Origin of the sequence: Xanthomonas sp. NCPPB 3005 (assembly GCF_041228095.2) — a bacterium.
GTDB lineage: Bacteria > Pseudomonadota > Gammaproteobacteria > Xanthomonadales > Xanthomonadaceae > Xanthomonas_A > Xanthomonas_A bonasiae.
The window spans coordinates 1,754,933-1,775,627 of record NZ_CP166096.2 but is presented as its reverse complement, the minus strand read 5'-3'; the positions used below and the strand labels follow the sequence as shown (position 1 = coordinate 1,775,627).

Annotated in this window: 14 protein-coding genes; 5 read left to right on the top strand and 9 right to left on the bottom strand. The window is 68.7% G+C overall.

Annotated elements, in window-relative coordinates; genetic code table 11:
• Positions 1-240: 240 nt before the first annotated feature.
• The 4 genes from mgtE to AB8810_RS07505 all read left to right on the top strand — a co-directional run bounded on the left by mgtE (position 241) and on the right by AB8810_RS07505 (position 5,122).
• Entirely contained in the window at positions 241-1,599 is a 1,359-nt protein-coding gene (gene mgtE / locus AB8810_RS07520) for a magnesium transporter (protein WP_179566246.1), read from the top strand.
• 225 nt (positions 1,600-1,824) lie between these two features.
• Positions 1,825-2,658 (top strand): prolyl oligopeptidase family serine peptidase, encoded by an 834-nt coding sequence (locus tag AB8810_RS07515; protein WP_369916036.1) that lies wholly within the window; start codon positions 1,825-1,827, stop codon positions 2,656-2,658.
• Between the two features lie 320 nt (positions 2,659-2,978).
• Positions 2,979-3,428 (top strand): hypothetical protein, encoded by a 450-nt coding sequence (locus AB8810_RS07510; RefSeq protein ID WP_179566250.1) that lies wholly within the window; start codon positions 2,979-2,981, stop codon positions 3,426-3,428.
• Positions 3,429-3,853: 425 nt separating this feature from the next.
• The gene (locus AB8810_RS07505; RefSeq protein ID WP_206257924.1) at positions 3,854-5,122 is read left to right on the top strand and encodes an arsenic transporter; all 1,269 of its coding nucleotides are present in this window, start codon (positions 3,854-3,856) and stop codon (positions 5,120-5,122) included.
• Between the two features lie 92 nt (positions 5,123-5,214).
• Here the strand turns inward: AB8810_RS07505 and AB8810_RS07500 are convergent, their stop codons facing one another.
• Positions 5,215-5,367, bottom strand: a complete 153-nt coding sequence (locus AB8810_RS07500) for a hypothetical protein (RefSeq protein ID WP_369916034.1) — start codon at positions 5,365-5,367, stop codon at positions 5,215-5,217.
• Between the two features lie 158 nt (positions 5,368-5,525).
• Entirely contained in the window at positions 5,526-6,920 is a 1,395-nt protein-coding gene (locus AB8810_RS07495) for an amino acid permease (protein WP_369916032.1), read from the bottom strand.
• 650 nt (positions 6,921-7,570) lie between these two features.
• Here AB8810_RS07495 and AB8810_RS07490 point away from each other — a divergent pair.
• A complete protein-coding gene (locus AB8810_RS07490; RefSeq protein WP_369916030.1) occupies positions 7,571-8,053 on the top strand; it encodes a hypothetical protein in 483 nt (160 codons plus the stop codon).
• 220 nt (positions 8,054-8,273) lie between these two features.
• Here AB8810_RS07490 and AB8810_RS07485 read toward each other — a convergent pair whose 3' ends face one another.
• From AB8810_RS07485 to AB8810_RS07455, 7 genes are all read right to left on the bottom strand, one after another.
• Positions 8,274-8,867 carry a hypothetical protein gene (locus tag AB8810_RS07485; protein ID WP_369916029.1) on the bottom strand — a complete coding sequence of 198 codons (594 nt, stop codon included), beginning with the start codon at positions 8,865-8,867 and terminating at the stop codon, positions 8,274-8,276.
• A 200-nt stretch (positions 8,868-9,067) separates the two neighbouring features.
• On the bottom strand, positions 9,068-11,311 hold the full coding sequence (locus AB8810_RS07480) for a methyl-accepting chemotaxis protein (RefSeq protein ID WP_369916027.1): 2,244 nt from the start codon (positions 11,309-11,311) through the stop codon (positions 9,068-9,070).
• 940 nt (positions 11,312-12,251) lie between these two features.
• A complete protein-coding gene (locus AB8810_RS07475) occupies positions 12,252-14,489 on the bottom strand; it encodes a methyl-accepting chemotaxis protein (protein WP_369916025.1) in 2,238 nt (745 codons plus the stop codon).
• A gap of 517 nt (positions 14,490-15,006) precedes the next feature.
• Positions 15,007-16,071, bottom strand: a complete 1,065-nt coding sequence (locus AB8810_RS07470; RefSeq protein WP_369916023.1) for a polysaccharide lyase family 1 protein — start codon at positions 16,069-16,071, stop codon at positions 15,007-15,009.
• Positions 16,072-16,532: 461 nt separating this feature from the next.
• A complete protein-coding gene (locus AB8810_RS07465) occupies positions 16,533-17,363 on the bottom strand; it encodes a hypothetical protein (RefSeq protein ID WP_369916021.1) in 831 nt (276 codons plus the stop codon).
• 204 nt (positions 17,364-17,567) lie between these two features.
• Positions 17,568-19,574 (bottom strand): M1 family metallopeptidase, encoded by a 2,007-nt coding sequence (locus AB8810_RS07460; protein WP_369916019.1) that lies wholly within the window; start codon positions 19,572-19,574, stop codon positions 17,568-17,570.
• A gap of 167 nt (positions 19,575-19,741) precedes the next feature.
• Positions 19,742-20,689, bottom strand: coding sequence for an aspartate carbamoyltransferase catalytic subunit (locus AB8810_RS07455; protein ID WP_369916017.1), 948 nt, complete (start codon positions 20,687-20,689; stop codon positions 19,742-19,744).
• Between the last annotated feature and the right edge of the window lie 6 nt (positions 20,690-20,695).

The following is a 20,695-nucleotide window of genomic DNA, read 5'->3' as shown; positions in this document are numbered from 1 at the left end:
GCGTCGGGGCTGAAGCCCCTCCTACAGGGAGCAGACGCCGATTTCCGGGCATGGCACTTTTTTCGCCAGCCCGCCGGCCGCGATTTCGCCGGACGGCGCCGCGCCGTTGCGACTCCCCACTCCCGACTCCCAAATCCCGGCCCGCTGTGCTTCCCGCAACATGCAGGCGATAATGTTGCGATGAACATCTGACCGACCGCGAGCCCTCGGCGCGCGGCCTTCCACTTTCAGGAGCAGCGCATGGCCGATGCCGTCCGCCACGACAAGACCGCGCGGCAGCTGCGTTTGCTGTCCGATGCGCTGGACAGCGGGCGCCTGGGCCCGGTGCGGCGGCTGGTCAATACGCTGGCGCCGGCCGAGATCGGCAACCTGCTCGAGTCGCTGCCGCCCGGCAAGCGCGTGGTGGTGTGGGGCCTGGTCGATCCGGAAGACGACGGCGAAGTGCTGCTGCACGTCGGCGAGGAAGTGCGCGAAAGCCTGCTCGCGGACATGGACCCGGACGAGATCATCGCCGCGGTCGAAGACCTCGACATCGACGACCTGGCCAACCTGGTCGAGGATCTGCCCGACACGGTCATCGACGAAGTACTCAAGTCGATGGACCGCGAGAACCGCGAGCGCCTGGAACAGGTGCTGTCCTATCCCGAGGACAGCGCCGGGCGCCTGATGAACCCGGATGTGGTCACCGTGCGCGCCGACGTCAACGTCGACGTGGTGCTGCGCTACCTGCGCCTGCGCGGCGAACTGCCGGACCACACCGACCACCTGTTCGTGGTCAGCCGCCGCCACCAGTACCTGGGCCGGGTGTCGCTGGCCGCGCTGGTCACCCACGAGGATTCCACTCCGATCAACCGGCTGATCGACGACGAGCAGCCGGCCATCGACGTGGGCGAAGGCGCCGACGAGGTCGCGCGGCAGTTCTCCGACCACGACTGGATCTCCGCGCCGGTGGTGGACGACAACAACATCCTGCTCGGCCGCATCACCATCGACGACGTGGTCGACATCATCCGCGACCAGGCCGAGCACCAGGCGATGAGCGCCGCCGGCCTGGACGAGGACGAGGACATGTTCAGCCCGGTGCGGCGCGCGTTCCGGCGCCGCCTGCTGTGGCTGACCATCAACCTGGGCACCGCGTTCATCGCCTCCAGCGTGGTCAGCCAGTTCGAGGGCACCATCTCCAAGCTGGTGGCGCTGGCCGCGCTGATGCCGATCGTCGCGGGCATGGGCGGCAACGCCGGCACCCAGGTGCTGGCGCTGATGGTGCGCGGCCTGGCGCTGGGCCAGATCGGCGCCTCCAACGTCACCGTGCTGTTGCGCAAGGAACTGGCGGTGGCGCTGATCAACGGCCTGGCGCTGGGCATCGGCCTGGGCCTGATCGTGCTGGCCTGGTTCAAGCAGCCGCTGCTGTCGCTGGTGATCGGCTCGGCGCTGACCATCAACCTGCTCACCGCCGCGCTCGGCGGCGTGCTGGTGCCGCTGACGCTCAAGCGCCTGGGCTTCGATCCGGCGCTGGCCGGCGGCGTGATCCTGACCACCCTGACCGACGTGATGGGCTTCCTCAGCTTCCTCGGCCTGGCCACGCTGGTGCTGCTGTAGGCGAGCCTGCGCGGCATGCGCATTGCCGCGAACGCCGTCGCATCGCCCGCGCGCGCACATGTGTCGGCTTTCTCGCCGTCGCGTGCCGGGCGGCCGCGACAGGCTGAACGCCGCGCGGGCGGCGCCTGACTGGCGCATGTCCGGGCCCGGCCCAGGCCGCACGCCGCTCTGTCGCCGAAGCGCCGGGACGCCGATACTGGGGACCTCCACCGCCGAGGGCCGCCCATGTCCATGCGTTCGTTGCTGATGCTGCTGTGCCTGTCGATGGTCGGTTGCAGCAGCCTGCCCAGCGACCCGGCCACCGGCCATTTCGTGTCCCGCCAGCTGACCGTGGACGGTCGCCTGTACCGCTACCAGGTGTTCGTGCCGGCGCCGCCGCACCGCCAGGGACCGGTGCCGGTGGTGCTGTTCCTGCACGGCTCCGGCGAGCGCGGCAGCGACGGCAAGCAGCAGGCCGATGCCGGCGTGGGCCCGTATCTGCGCCGCCACCTGGGCGACTTCCCGGCGCTGGTGGTGATGCCGCAGGTGCCGGACGAGCAGGAGTGGAACGGGGTCAACGCGACCATGGCGCTGCAGGCGCTGGACGCGGCCAGCGCGGAATTCAACGGCGATCCGCAGCGCACCTACCTGACCGGCATGTCGATGGGCGGCTACGGCACCTGGGAAATCGCGCTGCAGCAGCCGCAGCGTTTCGCCGCGCTGGTGCCAGTGTGCGGCGCGATCCTGTCCCCGCACGAGGATCGCGAATACCTGGTGGTGACCCCGGTGGCGGAACTGCCCGACCCCTACACCGCGCTGGCCGAACGCCTGCAACGGATCCCGGTATGGATGTTCCATGGCGCCGAGGACGACGTGGTGCTGCCGCACGACGACCGCAAGATCTACCGCGCGTTCAAGAACCTGGATGCCGACGTGCGCTACACCGAATATCCGGAAGGCAACCACAACGCCTGGGATGCCACCTACCGCGACCCGAAGATGTGGCAATGGCTGTTCGCGCAGAAGCGCGGCGGCGACACCGCCGACGCGGCGCCGGAGACCGCGACCGGCGGCAGCTGAGCCGGCGGTGCGCACCGGCGCGTCTTCCGGCCCTGCCCCTGTAGGAGCGGCTTCAGCCGCGACCGAACCCTTGCCACAAGCGGCAGCGCCCGGACCGGAAATGCGCCCGACACGGCCGGCGCCAAGCCAGGCGAAGGCAGGACAGCAACGGCGACCAGACGAAGGCGCCGGAACGCCGCAGCGGCGCGCTCACCCGCCGAACGTGCGTGCAGATGCTGCGCGCCCACGCGGCATGCACACCGCGCCCTTCCTCGGCGGCGCAGCATCCACCCACGCGCAAAACCGCGTACAGTCCGCGCTCGTTTCTTCCCGGGCCGCCCATGGCAACCGACACCGCCTCCGCACAGGCCGATTTTCTCGAACGGCTGCAGCGCCTGGACGCGAGCGCCGCCGGCCTCGCCGATGCCGCGATCCCGCCGTTGCTGATCGCCACCTCCGATCCCGCCGCGCCCTGGCGGCTCAGCGAGACCGGGCAATGGCTGCTGCAGGTACTGAAGGCCAGGCAGGCGCTGTCGCACGCCGCGCACGCCACCACCCTGTCCGCCGATGCGCTGCGCCGCGACCAGAAGTTCGCGCCGCCTGGGCGGCCGTCGCTGCACATCGTGCAGTTGCGCCAGCAGCAGGCGGCTGCGCAGCAGGCGACGCGGCGTGCGAAACAGGACTTCGCCCAGGCCGCGGCCGGTTTCGCGCGCAGCGCCGGTCTATCGCCGCCGACCAGGCTGAGCCTGAGCGAGTTCCTGCAGCGCTGGATCGATAGGTATGTGCGGTAGGGGAATGGCGAATGGGGAATCGGCAGAAGCGGGGTTGGTCGATCGCTGCCTGCACCACGCGCGCGCAGTGCATTCGCAGCGCTGGTGCGGGCTTTTCCGAGGCCGGCAGAAATGTGCGTGGCGGTCGCCGGGTGCAACGCATCGTGGCGACGCCGCCATGGCCCTTGTCCCTGCTTGTCGGAGTTCGCGTTTCGCTACCGCCTCGCCGCTGAACGCCGACGCGCGCCCGCTCCGCGAAGCGGGTTGAACGCCAGGCCGCAGGCGACCGGCTTGCTATCCTTGCCGGCCCGTTCTTCCTCGCCGATACGCGCGCCGATTGCCGCCATGTCCGTCCTTCCCTCCGCATCCGCCGCAGACCGCGCCATCACCCTCGCCGACTGCCGCGTGCATGCGCCCTGCCCGGCCGCACCCGCCGCGACGGCGGCATGACCATGCTCAGCGGACACACGGCGAACCTCGCCACCTGGAGCATCTGCGCGCTGGCCACGGCGGGCGTGATCACGCGGCCGTTCAAGCTGCCCGAGGCGCTGTGGGCGGTGGGCGGCGCGGTGCTGTTGATGGTCCTCGGCCTGATGCCCGGCGTCGAAGCCTGGCATGCGGTGCTGAAGGGCTACGACGTCTACCTGTTCCTGATCGGGATGATGCTGCTGTCGGAAACCGCGCGCGCCGAGGGCCTGTTCGACTGGGTGGCGATGCATGCGGTGAACCTGGCCAAGGGCTCGCCGCGGCGCCTGTTCGCGCTGGTGTTCGGGGTCGGCATCGTGGTCACCGCGTTCCTGTCCAACGACGCCACCGCGGTGGTGCTGACCCCGGCGGTATACGCGGCCGCACGCAAGGCCGGGGCCAAGCCGCTGCCGCTGCTGTTCGCCTGCGCGCTGATCGCCAACGCCGCCAGCTTCGTGCTGCCGATCTCCAATCCCGCCAACCTGGTGCTGTACGGCGGCACCATGCCGACCCTGGGCGCGTGGATGGCCGCGTTCGCGCTGCCGTCGCTGCTGGCGATCGGGGTCACCTTCGGCATGCTGTACTGGGCCGAGCGCAAGGACCTGCGCGGACGCTGCGCCGAACGCGTGGACACGGTGCCGCTGAGCCGCGGCGGCGCCTTCGCGCTGGCCGGCATCCTCGCCACCGCGGCGCTGCTGGTCGGCGTCTCGGCGCTGGGCCTGGAGCTGGGCCTGCCCACCTGCCTGGCCGGCGTGGCCACGCTGGCGGCGGTGTGCCTGGGCGGCCGGCAATCGCCGCTGCCGCTGGCCAAGGCGGTGTCGTGGGCGGTGCTGCCGCTGGTGGCCGGGTTGTTCGTGCTGGTCGAGGCGTTGTCGCGCACCGGGGTCATCGCCTGGCTCGCGCAGACGCTGTCCGCCTCCGCGGCGCAGTCGCCGCTGGCCACCGCCGGCGCGTCCGGCACGCTGCTGGCGTTCGCCTCCAACCTGATGAACAACCTGCCGGCCGGATTGATCGCCAGCACCACCATCGCCCAGGCGCATCCGCCGCAACTGGTCGTCGACGCGCTGCTGATCGGCGTGGACCTGGGGCCGAACCTGTCGATCACCGGCTCGCTGGCCACCATCCTGTGGCTGACCGCGATCCGCCGCGAAGGCGAGGACGTGGGCTTCTGGCGCTTCCTGAAAGTCGGCGCGCTGGTGATGCCGCCGGCCCTGCTGTGCGCGCTGGGCGCGCGTCTGTTGCTGGGCTGAGCCGTCGCCGCTCTTGTGTACGAGCGGCTTCAGCCGCGACGAACGAAGCACGGGGCGCTTTCCGTTCCTCGCAAAAAACGCAATGCCCGGCATCAGGTCGCGGCTGAAGCCGCTCCTACAGGAAGCTGGGCGCCCTGCCCTGCCCGCTGCGCGCGCAGCCGCCGCGCCACGCCGCCGATCAACGCGATCGCGGCGGTCAGCGCGGCCATCGACAGGAACTGCGCACGGGTGTCGGGCGAGGCCACCAGGCCGTTACCGCTTTTGTGTAAGAGCGGCTTCAGCCGCGACGAACGTGAGCCAGAGGGCTTTGCGTTCTCGCAAGAACCCCGTGCTGTGCGGGCCTGATCGCGTTACCCACCTTCCGGTCGCAGCTGAAGCCGCTCCTACAAGGTAGCGCGGCGCCCTACCCTGCCCGCCTGCCGCGCAGCCGCCGCGCCACGCCGCTGATCAACGCGATCGCGGCGGTCAGCGCGGCCATCGACAGGAACTGCGCGCGGGTGTCGGGCGAGGCCACCAGCAGGCCGAAGATCACCGCCAGGATCGCCAGCGCCAGCAGGGTCAGCACCGGATAGCCGCGCATGCGGAACGGCAGGCGCGTCCCGGCGCGATCGGCGCGCGCGCGCAGGATCAGCTGCGACAGCAGCGAGATCGTCCACACCAGCAGGCAGGTCGCGCCGACGATGTTCAGCAGCGTCGGCAGCACCCGATTCGGATACAGCAATTCCAGCACCGCGGCGACGAAGCCGAACAGCACGCTCGCCAGCACCGCCAGCAGCGGCACCTGCTGGCGGTTGGTGAAGGCCAGCACGCGCGGCGCCTCGCCGCGCTGCGCCAGCGAGAAGATCATCCGCGAGGCGCCGTACAGATTGGCGTTGAGCGCCGACAGCAGCGCGATCACCGCGATCAGGGTGATGCCCGTGGCCGCGCCGGGAATCTTGGCCGCCTGCAGCACCGCGGCGAACGGCGAACTCAGCGCCTCGCTCTGCCACGGCACCACCGCGATGATCACGCTCAGCGAGCCGATGTAGAACACCAGGATGCGCCAGGCCACGGTGCGGATCGCGCGCGCGATGCTGCGCTCCGGGTCGGCGGTCTCGGCCGCCGCCACCGCCACGATCTCGGTGCCGCCGAAGGCGAACACCACCACCAGCAGCGCCGCGCCGATGCCGGCGGCGCCCTTCGGCGCGAAACCGCCGTTGCCGGTGACGTTGGACCAGCCCGGCGAGGCCACGTTCGGCAGCCAGCCGGCCAGCAGCGCCACGCCGACCAGGATGAAGGCGACGATCGCCACGACCTTGAGGATCGCGAACCAGAATTCGAACTCGCCGAAATTGCGCACGCCAAGCAGGTTGATCGCGGTGAAGGCGGCCATGAACACCACCGCGACCAGCGGCACCGGCAACGCCGGCCAGACCGTGGCCAGCAGCCCGGCCGCACCCACCGCCTCGGCGGCGATCACGATCACCAGCTGCAGCCACCACAACCACCCCACCGTCGCGCCCGCGGTGGCGCCCATCGCATCGGCGGCATACACCGAGAATGCGCCGCTGGCCGGCTTGGCCGCGGCCATCTCGCCCAGCGCGTTCATCACGATGATCACCAGCGCGCCGGCGACCAGGTAGGAAATCAGCACCGCCGGCCCGGCCGCGTGCACGCCCACGCCCGAACCCAGGAACAGGCCGGCGCCGATCGCGCTGCCCAGCCCCATCATGATCAGTTGCCGCGGCTTCAGCGCATGGCGCAACGCAGGCGCGGCGGACGGGGCGGCGGGACCGGGAGGCATGGACGGATGCGGCATCGGGTTCGTCGATTGGCAGGAATCCCAACACGATACCGCGTCGCGATGGTGCCGTGCTCGCCGCCGCGCAGCAGCCGATCCTGAGCGGGTCGCGCCGGATCTTCAGACCCGCAGCCGGTCTGGATGGGCGCGGCCTGCGCTCGGTGGCGCCGAGCGTGCGGCGCAGCGTCCGGGCTGTCGAGCGGCGACCGCCCCATCCACTGCGCTGCGCGTTCGCGCGCAGCCGAGAGCAGCGGCGGTGCCGCCACCGGACGCATGCCCGTCGCTCCGCCCTTCGCACTCCCTGCCCGTCTCAACCTGCCCGCACGAGTGCGGACAGGGCACGACCTGCACGGCCGATAGGCGACACCCCGAGTTCGGAGATACAAAACCATGAAATTTTGCCGCGCGTGACGTATCTCGTTGATTTTATATATTGACAGCGATACTAACGTCAGAAATACTGAACAAAGCGTCGAGTCGGAAGCGTTGCCCGACGACCGGCGTAGCGCCACCCAAAGGCGCTACGCCGATCATCCGGTACGGCTCCGCCCGCACGCGTGATGGCAGGCCGGGAGATGGCCTGCACCGAGCGGCTCGGCCGGAAAGGACCACGGCTGCCGCCCGGCCCGAGCGCAACGGTCCGCTGCATCAAGACAAGGAGAGACACCATGATCAAACCCCTGTTGACCCTGGCCGTTCTGGCGGTCGCATTCACCGCGGCGCAGACCCACGCCACCGGGCAGAAGCTGGACGCCAATGACACGATCCAAGGCCTGGGCGAACGCGTCCCGGCCGGCAAGAAGAACGTCAGCCTGTCGCCGCTGTTCAAGGTCTACACGTTCGAGAAATCCGGGCTGACCTTTGCCCAGATCAACTCGTCGAAGGACGAAGTGATCACGGTACTCGGGATCACCCCGGGTGCCCAATCGCGCCTGCCGATCGGCCTGGCCGCCGAAGAGCAGCTGATCGTCGTCAACGACGAGAAAGACCGCCCGCTCGGCATGGTCACCGCCGCCGCGAGCTGCCCGTGCAGCGCCACCGTGGTCTACCAGGACGCCAACCAGATGATCGTCGTGGTCTACGGCTCCAACGGCGAGTACATCACCTCGTACGTGCTCCCGCGCACCAAGGGGCCGAGCGCGCCGCAGTAACAGGCCTCACCTGCCTGCATCACAGCGCCGCGGCCGGCGACGGCCGCGGCGTTTTTTGTTGCATGCGCAAGTCCACATTCGACCAAGCAGGATCGCGATCCATAACCGCGTGCAGCTCTGGGCGAATCAGACACGCCGGCATTACCGGGACAGCGGACGCTGCATCACCTCATGCATCCACGCGCGGCACGGGCACCCGCGTCGGCGACGCGCCGCCGGCTCAGGGCAGTTGGTTGCCCGACAAGACCTGTTGCACCACCAGCAGTGCCGGATCGCGGGCATCCACCTGCTGCAGGCGTTGCTCCAGTTCCTCGCTGCTCAGCACACCCTCGCGATGCAGCCATTTGAAGCGGTTGCGGCGCTGCTCGGGATGCTCTTCGGCGAGCATGACGTCGTACTCGCGCCGCAGGTAGCTGGCGCGGCGCTGCTCGATCTGCGCGACGATGCGCTCGCCGTCGGCATTCTTGATCACCAGCAGATTGCCTTTTTCGGTCGGAATGATCAGGTATTGGGTCACCACGAGGTGATAGGCGCAATAGCAGATCATGCCGACCCACAGCCAGAACGAGGGCGCGAACGCGTGGTATTTCAGCGAGGACATCACGGTCAGCACCAGCCCCAACACGCCCCACAGCAGGCCGGCATTGCGCAGCCACTGGTTGCGTTCGGTCAGCGCCTGGCGGTCGCGGCCGATATCGCCGTAAGCCACCGAGAAGCTGCGGCTGCCGGAACTGTCCTGCACCGAATAGTGCACTTCGTCGTCGCCGAAAACGTAGCCGATACGGTTCGAAAAGCGGCGTTGCTGGATTTCCACGATCTTTCCTTGATCTGCGACGCCCGCCCCCTGCCGGCGCCCATGCGGCAAATATAGCCAAAATCGTGGCGCTGCGCCGCTGCCTGACACGGCGTTTGCCTGGGACAATCGGCCCGTGAAACCTGTGCGACACGCGATGCTTGCGTGCCGCGACGGCAAGCCGCCCTCCGCTCGGAGGGCGGCCAACACCGCAGTGCCGATCAGAACTCCTGCCAATCCTTGTCGTTGGTCACCGCGGCGACCGCCTGCAGGCGACGCGCGGCGGTCGGCGCCGGCGACGGCACCGGACGCGCGTAGCTCCTCGGCTTCGGCGCTATCGCCGGAGTCGGCTGGCGCATCGGCGCGGCGTTGTCTTCCAGCTTGAACAAGGCCACGGCCTGCGCCAGTTCGGTGGCCTGCTGCTCCATCGACCGCGCCGCGGCGCTGGCCTCTTCCACCAGCGCCGCATTCTGCTGCGTGCTCTCGTCCATCTGGGTCACGGTCTGGTTGACCTGCTCGATGCCGGCGTACTGCTCCTGCGAGGCCGCGGAGATCTCGCTCATGATGTCGGTCACGCGCTGCACCGAGGACACGATCTCGTGCATGGTCTTGCCGGCCTGGCCGACCAGCGCCGAGCCTTCGGCGACCCGGCTCACCGAGTCGTCGATCAGCTCCTTGATCTCCTTGGCCGCGCTGGCCGAACGCTGCGCCAGCGTGCGCACCTCCGAGGCGACCACGGCGAAGCCGCGGCCCTGTTCGCCGGCGCGCGCCGCTTCCACCGCCGCATTGAGCGCGAGAATGTTGGTCTGGAAGGCGATGCCGTCGATGACGCTGATGATGTCGGCGATTCTCTTCGAGGAGGCTTCGATGCCGCTCATCGTGGTCACCACCTGGCCGACCACCTCGCCGCCTTCCGACGCCACCGTCGCGGCGCCGACCGCGAGCTGGTTGGCCTGGCGCGCGTGCTCGGCGTTCTGCTTCACGGTGGAGGTCAGTTCCTCCATCGACGCGGCGGTTTCCTCCAGGCTGGCGGCCTGCTGTTCGGTGCGCCGCGACAGGTCGTCGTTGCCGGTCGCGATCTCGCTGGCCGCGGCGTTGATCGACACCGCCGAGTGCTTGATCCTGCTGACGATCTCGGACAGCTGCTCGGCCGTGGCGTTGGCATCGTCGCGCATCTGCGCGAACACGCCGCGGAACTCGCCGTGCATGCGCGCGGTCAGGTCGCCGGCGGCGATGGATTGCAGCAAGGCCGACAAGGACTGCAGGTTGCCGTCGGCGGTGGTCATCAGCTGGTTGAGGCTCTCGACCATGATGCGGAAGTCGAACTGGAAGCGCTGCGCATCGCCGCGCGCGCTGAAGTCGCCGTCGGCGGCGGACTGCGCCAGCTGCCTGATCTGGCCGTTCATCGCCGACAGGTTGGCCTTGACCTCATCCATGGTCTGGGTCAGTACGGCCTTCTCGCCAGGCAGGCGGTCCATGTCCTGGCTGAGGTCGCCGATCGCGTAGCGGCCCATGATCTGCATCAACTTCATCTTGATCTCGATATGCGAGCCGACTACAGCGTTGGTTTCTGCCGCCATGCGCCCGTAGTCGCCGGGGAACGCGGCCGCGTCCATGCGGAAGCTGATCTGGCCGGCATCGTGGCGCTTGGCCATGTCCAGCTGTGCGGCGATCAGGCTGCGCAACTGGTGCTGCATGCCGTGCATCGCGCCGAGCAGGCGCCCGGTTTCGTCGGTGGCCTGGGTCTGCACGTCGTTGTCCAGGTCGCCACGCGCGATCGCTTCGGCGGCGCGGGTGGCGCGGCTAAGCGGCACGGTGAGGCTGCGGGTGATCAGCCAGGCCAGCACCGCGCTGAGCAGGACGACGGCCGCGCCGCCGGAGATCAGCAGCGAGCGGCCGCGATTCATTGCCACGCCGGCCGCGGCATAAGCGTCGTTGCTGCGCTTGACCTGCTGCTCGGCATAGGCGGCGATGGCATCCTGCCACTTCTGGATCGCCGGCGCCGACTGTCGCATCAACAGGGGAAGCGCTTCATCGGGCTTGTTGTTCATGCCCAGCTCGATCACGCGCTTGTTGACTTCCAGCGACATGCCGCGCACCTGGTCGACGCTGTCGAGCAGCGCCTGGCTGCGCGCGTCGCTGGGCATCGTGCCAAGCAGCTTGCGCGCTTCGGCATAGCGCACGCGCTGCTGTTCGATGACGCTGTAGAAGCGGCGATTTTCTTCCTGCGAGGTCGGCAACACGATATTGCGGATATTGATGGCGATCAGCGAGCTGGCGTTGAGCATCTCGTTGGAGGCGCGAATCGTGGCGATGTTCTGGTTGACGATGGTGTCCAACCGGATACGCGCCTGGGACAAGGTCACCAAGCCCGCAACGACGAGACCGCAGGAAAGCAGAATCAGCAGACCGAACGCAAAGGAGAGGCGCGTGCCGACGTTGTAGCGCTGAAGAAATCCGATCATGGGAAATACCTTGCAGGGGGAATGGAAGAGACCGCGCAGCGCGACCGGCATCACGCGGAACAAACGCGAAACCAGCGGGACGCGAAGACATGAGGACGGTGCGAAAGCAGCGCGGAAACTTCCGTTTGCAAACCGCTACGCGTTGCCGCCGTCTCGATGCTTGGGCGAAGTAACGGCGACCGCATCGGATTCTTGATGCGCAAAAACGCAGGTTTTTTTGAACGCTGTCACGGACATCACCGGGACGTGAATCCGCAGTTGCGGATCGATCCGGAACGCGGAAAAACGGTGAAATCCAAGTGAAAAAAAGTGCGAGGCCGGCAGCGACGCGCCATGTCACCGTGCATCCTTGGCTGGCGGCCATTGCGGCTCTGCCAGGTAGATCGCCGCGTCGGCGGCCGCGCTCTTCACGCGTCTTGCACCGCAAGTTCGCGTTCTGCACCGTGCGCGCAAGACGCAGCGCCATGCGCACGCGAACGAATCGCGCGGACGCATGGCGTGACGCGAGAAGCGCAAGTCGCTAGTCCGGATTGGTGCTCACAGCGGCCGTGGCGATGACCTTGGCCTTGGCCTGCGCCGCCGTGACGCGGTGTACCTATAGCCCAGCGGCTGCAGGAGCGGCTTGGACGAGATCCAGGTGACGGAACGGCGCGGGCAGCGCCGCGGCGGTGGCGTCGAACATGGGACGTGGTTTCTTCCCCGTCGATGCGGAATGCCGGGCTAGACCGGCAGACGGCTCAACATCACGCCGCCGCGAAAACACAGCAAGCCCGACGGCGAGAGGCGCGTCGGGCGATCGAGATAGCGTTGCGGGCGGTGGCGCGGCGTTTGCTGCCGGATACGGCGGCAACTGGCCCGCACTTCCAGCGCGACATGCGATGCGTGTGCTGGACAGCACGCCGCCCTCCGGCTGGAGGGCGGCGAGCAGCGCATACGCCGATCAGAACTCCTGCCAGTCCTTGTCGGTGGCCACCGCGGCGACGGACTGCAGGCGACGCGCAGCGGCCGGCGCCGGCGCCGGGCGGGCGTAGTTCCTCGGCTTCGGCGCCTTCGCGAGGGTCGGCTGGCGTACCGGCGCGGCGTTCTCTTCCAGCTTGAACAAGGCCACTGCCTGGGTCAGTTCGGTCGCCTGCTGCTCCATCGACCGCGCCGCGGCGCTGGCCTCTTCCACCAGCGCCGCATTCTGCTGCGTGCTCTCGTCCATCTGGGTCACGGTCTGATTGACCTGCTCGATGCCGGCGTACTGCTCCTGCGACGCCGCGGAGATCTCGCTCATGATGTCGGTGACGCGCTGCACCGAGGACACGATCTCGTGCATGGTCTTGCCGGCCTGGCCGACCAGCGCCGAGCCTTCGGCGACCCGGCTCACCGAGTCGTCGATCAGGTCCTTGATCTCCTTGGCCGCCCCCGCCGAACGCTGGGCGAGGGTGCGCACTTCGCTGGCGACCACCGCGAAGCCGCGGCCTTGCTCACCGGCGCGCGCCGCCTCCACCGCGGCATTCAAGGCCAGGATGTTGGTCTGGAAGGCGATGCCGTCGATGACGCTGATGATGTCGGCGATCCTCTTCGAGGAGGCCTCGATGCCGCTCATCGTGGTCACCACCTGGCCGACCACCTCGCCGCCCTGCGACGCGACCGCGCCGGCGCCCACTGCGAGCTGATTGGCCTGGCGTGCATGCTCGGCGTTCTGCTTCACGGTGGAGGTCAGTTCCTCCATCGAGGCGGCGGTCTCTTCCAGGCTGGCCGCCTGTTGCTCGGTGCGCCGCGACAGGTCGTCGTTGCCGGCGGCGATCTCGGTGGCGGCGGCGTTGATCGACACCGCCGAATGCTTGATCCGGCCGACGATCTCCGACAACTGCTCGGCGGTGGCATTGGCGTCGTCGCGCATCTGCGCGAACACGCCGCGGAACTCGCCGTGCATGCGCGCGGTCAGGTCGCCGGCGGCGATGGATTGCAGCAACGCCGACAAGGATTGCAGGTTGCCATCGGCGGTGGTCATCAGCTGGTTGAGGCTTTCGACCATGACCCGGAAATCGAACTGGAAACGCTCGGCATCGCCGCGCGCGCTGAAGTCGCCGTCGGCGGCGGACTGCGCCAGCTGCTTGATCTGGCCGTTCATCGCCGACAGGTTGGCCTTCACTTCGTCCATGGTCCGGGTGAACGTCGCCTTCTCGCCGGGCAGGCGGTCCATGTCCTGATCGAGGTCGCCGACCGCATAGCGGCCCATGATCTGCGCCAGCTTCAGCTGCACCGCGACATGCGAGCCGACCACGGCATTGGTTTCCGCTGCCATGCGCCCGTAGTCGCCGGGGAACGCCTGCGCATCGATGCGATGGCTGATTTCGCCGGCATCGTGGCGCTTGGCCATCTCCAGTTGCGCGCCGATCAGGCTGCGCAGCTGGTGTTGCATGCCGTGCATCGCGCCGAGCAGGCGCCCGGTTTCGTCGGTAGCCTGGGTCTGCACGTCGTTGTCCAGGTCGCCACGTGCGATCGCTTCGGCAGCGCGGGTGGCCCGGCTCAGCGGCACGGTCAGGCTGCGGGTGATCAGCCAGGCCAGCACACAGCTGATCAGGATCACGATGACGCCGCCGGCGATCAGCATGCCGCGGCCGCGGTCCATCGCCGCGTTGGCGGCGGCGTAGGCGCTCGCGCCACGCTGGCGCTGCCGCTCCGAATATGTGGTGATCGCCTCCTGCCACTTGTCCGTCGCGGGACCGGCCTGCTCCGTCAGCACGAGGAGGGCCTGCTCGTCCTTGTCTTCCATCCCCAGATCCAACACCGACTGGTTGGCCACGCGCGAGTTCTGGTAGCCGAGATCGATCTGCCTGCGCATCTCCGCGCCAGTGCTGTCGGTGACCGGTATCGCGTAGAGCTTGTCGTGCGCTTCGCTGTAACGCGCGCGCTCCTGCTCGATGATCTTCGCGAAATGGAGGTTCTGCCCGTGCGTGGTCGGCAGGACGATATTGCGCAGGTTGATGGCGATGATCGCGCTGGCCTCGCGCATTTCGCCGGTATACGCCAGGATCGTGTTGCGCTTGACGATGTTTTCCATCTGGTTGCGCGACTGCGCCAGCGTGATCAGCCCGGCAACGACGAGCCCGCAGGAGAGCAGGATGAGCAGGCCGAAGGCATAGGAAAGGCGCGTACCGACGTTGTAGCGCTGAAGAAATCCGATCATGGAGGTACCTAGTGGGGGAAATGGAATAGAAAGGCGCCTCCACTGGTCGAATGCGGAAATGGGCACGAAATCGAGGGGCCGCGGAGCCCTGACACAACGCGAGCGCCGAGCCGAATGTTTCAATTTCGAGACATTTTTACGCAACGCAAGTATCGGCACTTGGGCGATGTAACGGCGAGCGCCGCGAATTCTTGATGCGCAATTTCGCACATTTTATTGAATGCCCTCACATACGTGAAAGGCGCGTGGAGATCGACCGGCGAAGTGGCTGCGACACGCCCGGACCGATGAATTCCACGTGAAAATGCGCCTGCAAGGCGCGACGGCGAGGGGATCGTGATACCCAGCGGCGAGGCGTTGCGACCCGCACGCCGCTCCGAACCTGGCCCAAACCGAGCGGCCGACGCGGCGCGGATCCGCGCACACGCCGCTCGCATCGCATGCGCGGTGCGCACGCGGATGGACCGCCTGCGGCCGCTCCGGACAGCGCCGGGCGGCCGCACGGCCGTCGGACGGCCTACTCGGCCAGGTTGGTACCCGCGCCGGCCGTGGCGATGACCTTGGCCTTGACCTGCGCCGCCGGAATCGCGGTATAGACGTAGCCGAGCGGCTGCGGGAACGTCTTCGACGAAATCCAGGTGGTGGCGTTGGCGTAGGGCTTGCTGGTGCTGTCCGGCACGCTCCAGGTGATGCCGCCGCCGACGTAGTTGTTGATAAGGTCCCAGTAGCCGATTTCGCTGCTGTCGCGCGAGGTCACCGGATTCTTCGCGTTCTCGAAGTAGTTGGCCTCGACCAGCGCGATCCCGCCCATGCGCACGTTGATGCCGGAGGTGAGCACGTTGTTGAAGTAGTTGTTGTAGATGTGGCTCAGCCCGCGGCGCTGCAGCGGCAGCCGCGACTCCACGTTCTCGAAGCGGTTGTGGTGGTAGGTGGTACGCGCCGCCGCGTTCTTGGTGTCGTTGTCGCTGTAGCCGTTGAGCGCGACCTTCTGGTAGTCGTGCACGTAGTTGTACGACACGGTGACGTGGTGGACGCCCTTCTTCATGTCGATGCCGCCGTCGAAGGACGCGTCGCCGGCGCCGGAGCACTTGGTCAGCGAGGCGAACAAGGTGTTGTGGTCGACCCAGATATTGGACGGCTCGCCGCTGGAGTTGCCTTCCAGAGAGATCGAGTCGGCGTCCTCGCCGCCGGGCAGCAGGCCGATGGTCATGTTGCGGATGATGATGTTGTGCGCATTGCCCACCACCCACAGGCCGAAATTCGCCGACGAGCCGTTGGCGCCCTTGATGGTGATGTTGCTCTTGTTCTTGATCTGCACGGTGTTGGCCGGCAACTGCCACTGCGCGCAGACGTTGCCGATGCTGGCGAAGTTGAACTGGCCGGTGTAATTCAGCACCAGGCCGCCGCTGCCGGAGTAATTGTCGATGGCGGCCTGCATCGCCTGCATCGTGGCGACGTTGATCGGGGTCGCGTTGCCGCCGCCGGTGGTGGCGGCGCCGTAGCCGACCGGGCCGGCGACGGCCGGCGATACGCAGAAAACCAGGGCAAGCGCGAGCGCGCCCTTGAGCGACTGGATGTTCATCAGACTCTCCCATCTTGCAGCGATAGATGCCTGGCGCCCTCGCGAACGCGATGGGCGATGGCACGGGGCGTGGGGGCCGGGCGCAGTCTTCGCCCGGCTCGGCGCCGGCGCAATCGGCCGAAACGGGAAGCTAGATCCGCACCTACGATCGCGCCGCAAGACATGCGAAACAGACACGAACGGACAGATGGAGACAGACAACGACAGGCGAAGACAGGCGCCCGCAACGCGCTCGCGCGCGACGTTGCGGGCGTGCCGACTACGACGAAGAACCGCGACGCAGCGTCATCGGCGCGACGCTCGGCGCCACCCGCCGAGCGCGCTCGCTTCGCCGCGGAGACATTCGCGCGCCATTGGCGCATCCGCCGCACATACGGCCGATGTTGCGTGTGCAGCATGGACCGGCGCAGGCGATGTCGGCCGAGCGCTGCCGCCAACGGCCGCCCGGACGATCGGGAACGCTACGGGCCGGCCGGTGCCGGCGTGATCCTGCCATGCTCGCGCGCCGCCCACGCCACGCGCTTCTGCGCGGACCCGAGCAACGCGGTGGCACGGCTGTTGTGCGGTCGCGCGGTGTAGAGGATCCACTTGGGCAAGCCGGGCAGACGCGCGTCGGCGTATGCGGCGCGCCCGTGGTCGAAACGCAACAGGCGATAGACCCAGAACAGATGCGGCTTGCGGTCGCGGGTCAGCGACGCATCGGCCCAGACCGGCACCAGCTGCAGCAGTCCGCAGCCGGCGCGGTGCGGCAGCGCCCGGTAATCGTCGGCGCTGGGCTCGTGGGTCTCCACGTCGATCGACCGGTAGCCATTGGCATCGGACAGCAGCACCCGGCGCCACGCGTTGCCGCCGGCCAGGCCGACCCCGCCGCTGCCGAGGGTGACGATGAAATCCGGCCGTCGGTCGTGGTTGAGATCCACCGTTTCCACGCCATGGAACCCCATCGGCGAGCCGCTCAAGGCGACTGGCGCGACCAGGGCCCGGTCGTGCGCATCGAACAGCTGCAGCGTCGGCCTATCGGTGACGTCGAGTTGCAGGCGGATGCCGGCATGGCGATAGGTCGTGATTCCGTCCCAGCGCATCTCGCCGCCATCGGCCGGCTCCAGCGCCTGCAGCTTGCAGGCCGCGCTCGGCGGCGTGCCGACCCAGGGCGGGTATTGCGGATGCCATGCGCTGGCCAGCGGTGCGGCCGCCAGCAGGCACAGCAGCGCGGCCAGACGCGACACGCCGCCGCGCCATCGCGGCAACAGGCGCGCGCGTGGCGGCGCCGTCGTCGCGTGGAGCAGGCGCATGCGCATGGCCAGCGCAACGCGCGACGCCCTGCCCGGCGTTACGGCACTGCATGCGGCGATCGCTACGGCGGCGGCGACACGGGTTCGCAAGATCCTTCTCCCTGCGTGCGAACGCACGCGGACGCGTGCGGCGCGGCACGATCGCCGCGCCGGCGGCACGGCGCAAGCGGCGCGCAGCCGCCAGGCGCCGTGGTGCCCGCGGACTCAGCCTACCGCGTCGATCGCGTTGTCGCCCCGATCGGCATCGGGCAGGCGATGGTCCGGATCCAGGGTCACGTGCAGCACCTTTTGCGTGCTCGGCACGCGGATCTGCGGCTGCGTCTGCTGGATCCAGGTCTCCACCGGCACGCGCTGGTCAAGATGGCTGCCGTCGGCGAAGTCGATGCGCAGCGTCGCCGGCATCACCAGCTTCTGCCTGCTCTGCAAGGTCACCAGCAGGCCCTTGGCCGGGTCGTGCTCGACATAGCTGGCCGCGCGCACGCCCATGTCCAGCTGCCAGTTGTTGAGATACCAGCCGCGCCACCACCACGCCAGGTCCTCGCCGGACTCGCTTTCCATCAGCCGGAAGAAATCCGAGGGAGTCGGATGCTTGTACGCCCAGGTGGCGATGTACTTGCGGAACGCCGGGTCGAAGCGCGCCGGGCCGAGGATCTGTTCGCGCAACAGCACCAGGCCCAGCGCGCCCTTGAAGTAGGTCAGCGGATGCCGGTAGGTCTCGCTGGTGGCATCGGCGCGGTCGAGCAGGTTCGGCGCCCGCGCATCGGCCAGCAGCGGCAGGATCTCGTCGACCGGGTTGCCGCCCTTCGGCGCGTACTCGCTGTCGCGCTTGGGCGCGAATTCGCCGTGGTTGACCGCATCGGAGGCGTAGACGTCGATGAAGGTGTTGAAGCCTTCGTCCATGAACGCGTAGCGGCGTTCGTTGGAGCCGACGATCATCGGGAACCAGCCGTGGCCCAGCTCGTGCGCGGTGATCCAGAACAGGTCCTTGCCGCCGTCGTGCATGTCGTCGAAGACGATGCCCGGATATTCCATGCCGGCGCCATGGCCGCCGAGGTTCACCGCGGCCGGCCACGGATACGGATACCACTGCGAGAAGTGCTCGATCGACGCCTTGACGAACTCGGTGGAGCGGTCCCACTTGTCGGCGCCGACGCCTTCGCGCGGATACACCGACATCGCCAGCGCATGCTTGCCTTCCGGCAGGTTGATGCGCGCCGCGTCCCAGACGAACGCCGGCGAGGCGGCGAAGGCCACGTCGCGGGTATGCGCCATGTGGAAGCGCCAGGTCTGGGTGCCGCTGGCGGTGGGCCGGCTGGCCGCATCGCCGATTTCGGCGGCGCTGCGGATCGCCACGGTGCGGTCGCTGGCCGCGGCCTGGGCCAGGCGCTGGCGCTGCGTGGCGGTGAGCACCTGCGCCGGATTCACCAGCTCGCCGGACCCGGCGACCAGGTAGTTCCACGGCACCGTCACCGCGTAGTCGAAGTCGCCGTATTCCAGGTAGAACTCCGCGCCCAGGTAGGGCTGCGTGTCCCAGCCGCGCTGGTCGTCGTACACCGCCATGCGCGGATACCACTGGGCGATCTCGTAGATGTCGCCGTCGCCGGTCGGGGTGACCGCGGTGCGCCCGCCCCAGGTGCCGGGCACCGTGTAGGCGTAGTCGATATGCAGTTTCAGCGCCTTGCCAGCACCGGCCAGCGGCTGCGGCAGGTCCACGCGCATGCGCGTGTCGTCGACCAGGAAGTTGGCCGGCACGCGCTTGCCGCCCTGCTCCACTTCCACCTTGGCGATGCGATAGCCGTCGCTGGCCGGGGCCGGCGGACGTTCCGCCCGCGCCGGGCGCACGCCGCGGGCGCGCGCGTCGGCGCGATAGATGTTCTGGTCCAGCTGCAGCCACAGCACGTCCAGCGTGTCCGGACTGCGGTTGCTGTAGGTGATGGTTTCCTGGCCGCTGAGCGTGCGCGTGGCCGGATCGATGCTGGCGTGCAGGTCGTAGTCGGCGCGGTTCTGCCAGTACAGCGGCCCGGGCACGCCGCCGCCGCTGCGATAGGCGGTGGCCGGCTGCGGCAGCTGCAACGGCGCGAACAGGGCCAGCGGGTCGTAGCCGCTGGCGGGCGCAGCGGCGGCGGCCGGCGCGGCGGCGCTGGCCTGGGCGAAGGCGACGAGGGAAGCGCAAGCCGCGGCGAAACCGGCGCGGCGCAGGACATGGATCATGTGGGGCGTCCGTGGGGAGGATCGCCCCCGATGGTAGGCCGAAACGGCGTGGCGCGGATGTGCCAGTCAGCCTGTGGGAGCGACTTCAGTCGCAACAGGCTCCATCGACAAGGCCCGTCGCGCCTGAAGTCGCTCCCACACGTTCTGTCGCGATCACACGCTCGCGCTCACCCCAACAACGTCTCCAGCACCGCCATGCGCACCGCCACGCCGTTGGCGACCTGGCGCAGGATGCACGATTGCGCGCCGTCGGCGACCTCGTCGGTGATCTCCACGCCGCGGTTGATCGGGCCCGGATGCAGCACCACCGCGCCCGGCGCGGCGCGGCGCAGGCGTTCGGCGGTGAGGCCGTACTGGGCGTGGTAGCCCTCCAGCGAGGCCACCAGGCCTTCCTCCATGCGCTCGCGCTGCAGGCGCAGCATCATCACCGCGTCCACGCCGTCGAGCATGGCGTCGAAGTCGTCGCCGACCACGCAGCCGTCCAGGGTGCCGTCGTCGGGCAGCAATGCCTGCGGGCCGCACACGCGCACTTCGCCGGCGCCGAGCGTGCGCAGCGCGTGCAGGTCAGAACGCGCCACGCGCGAGTGCTTGACGTCGCCGACGATGACCAGCTTGAGCTTGGAGAAATCGCCGCCCTTGGCGTGGCGCAGGGTCAGCATGTCGAGCAGGCCCTGGGTGGGATGCGCGCTGCGGCCGTCGCCGGCGTTGATCAGCGCGGTGCCCTCGCCGGCCGCTTCGGCCAGGCGCTCGACCGCGCCGTCCTCGGGATGGCGCACGACGAAGCCGCGCACGCCCATCGCTTCCAGGTTCTTCAGCGTGTCGCGCGCGGTCTCGCCCTTGCGCGTGGACGAGGTCGAGGCGTCGAAGTTCAGCACGTCCGCGCCGAGCCGCTGCGCGGCCAGCTGGAACGAGCTGCGGGTGCGCGTGGACGGTTCGAAGAACAGCGTGCACACCGCGGTGCCGGCCAGCACGTTGCGCTTGCCGACCCGGCCCACCGCCGCGTCGCGGATCTGCCCGGCGCGGTCCAGCAGTTGCAGCAAGGTCGCGCGCGGCAGGCCTTCCAGGGTCAGCAGGTGGCGCAGGCGCCCGTTCGAATCGAGTTGCGGGTCAGTCATGGCGGG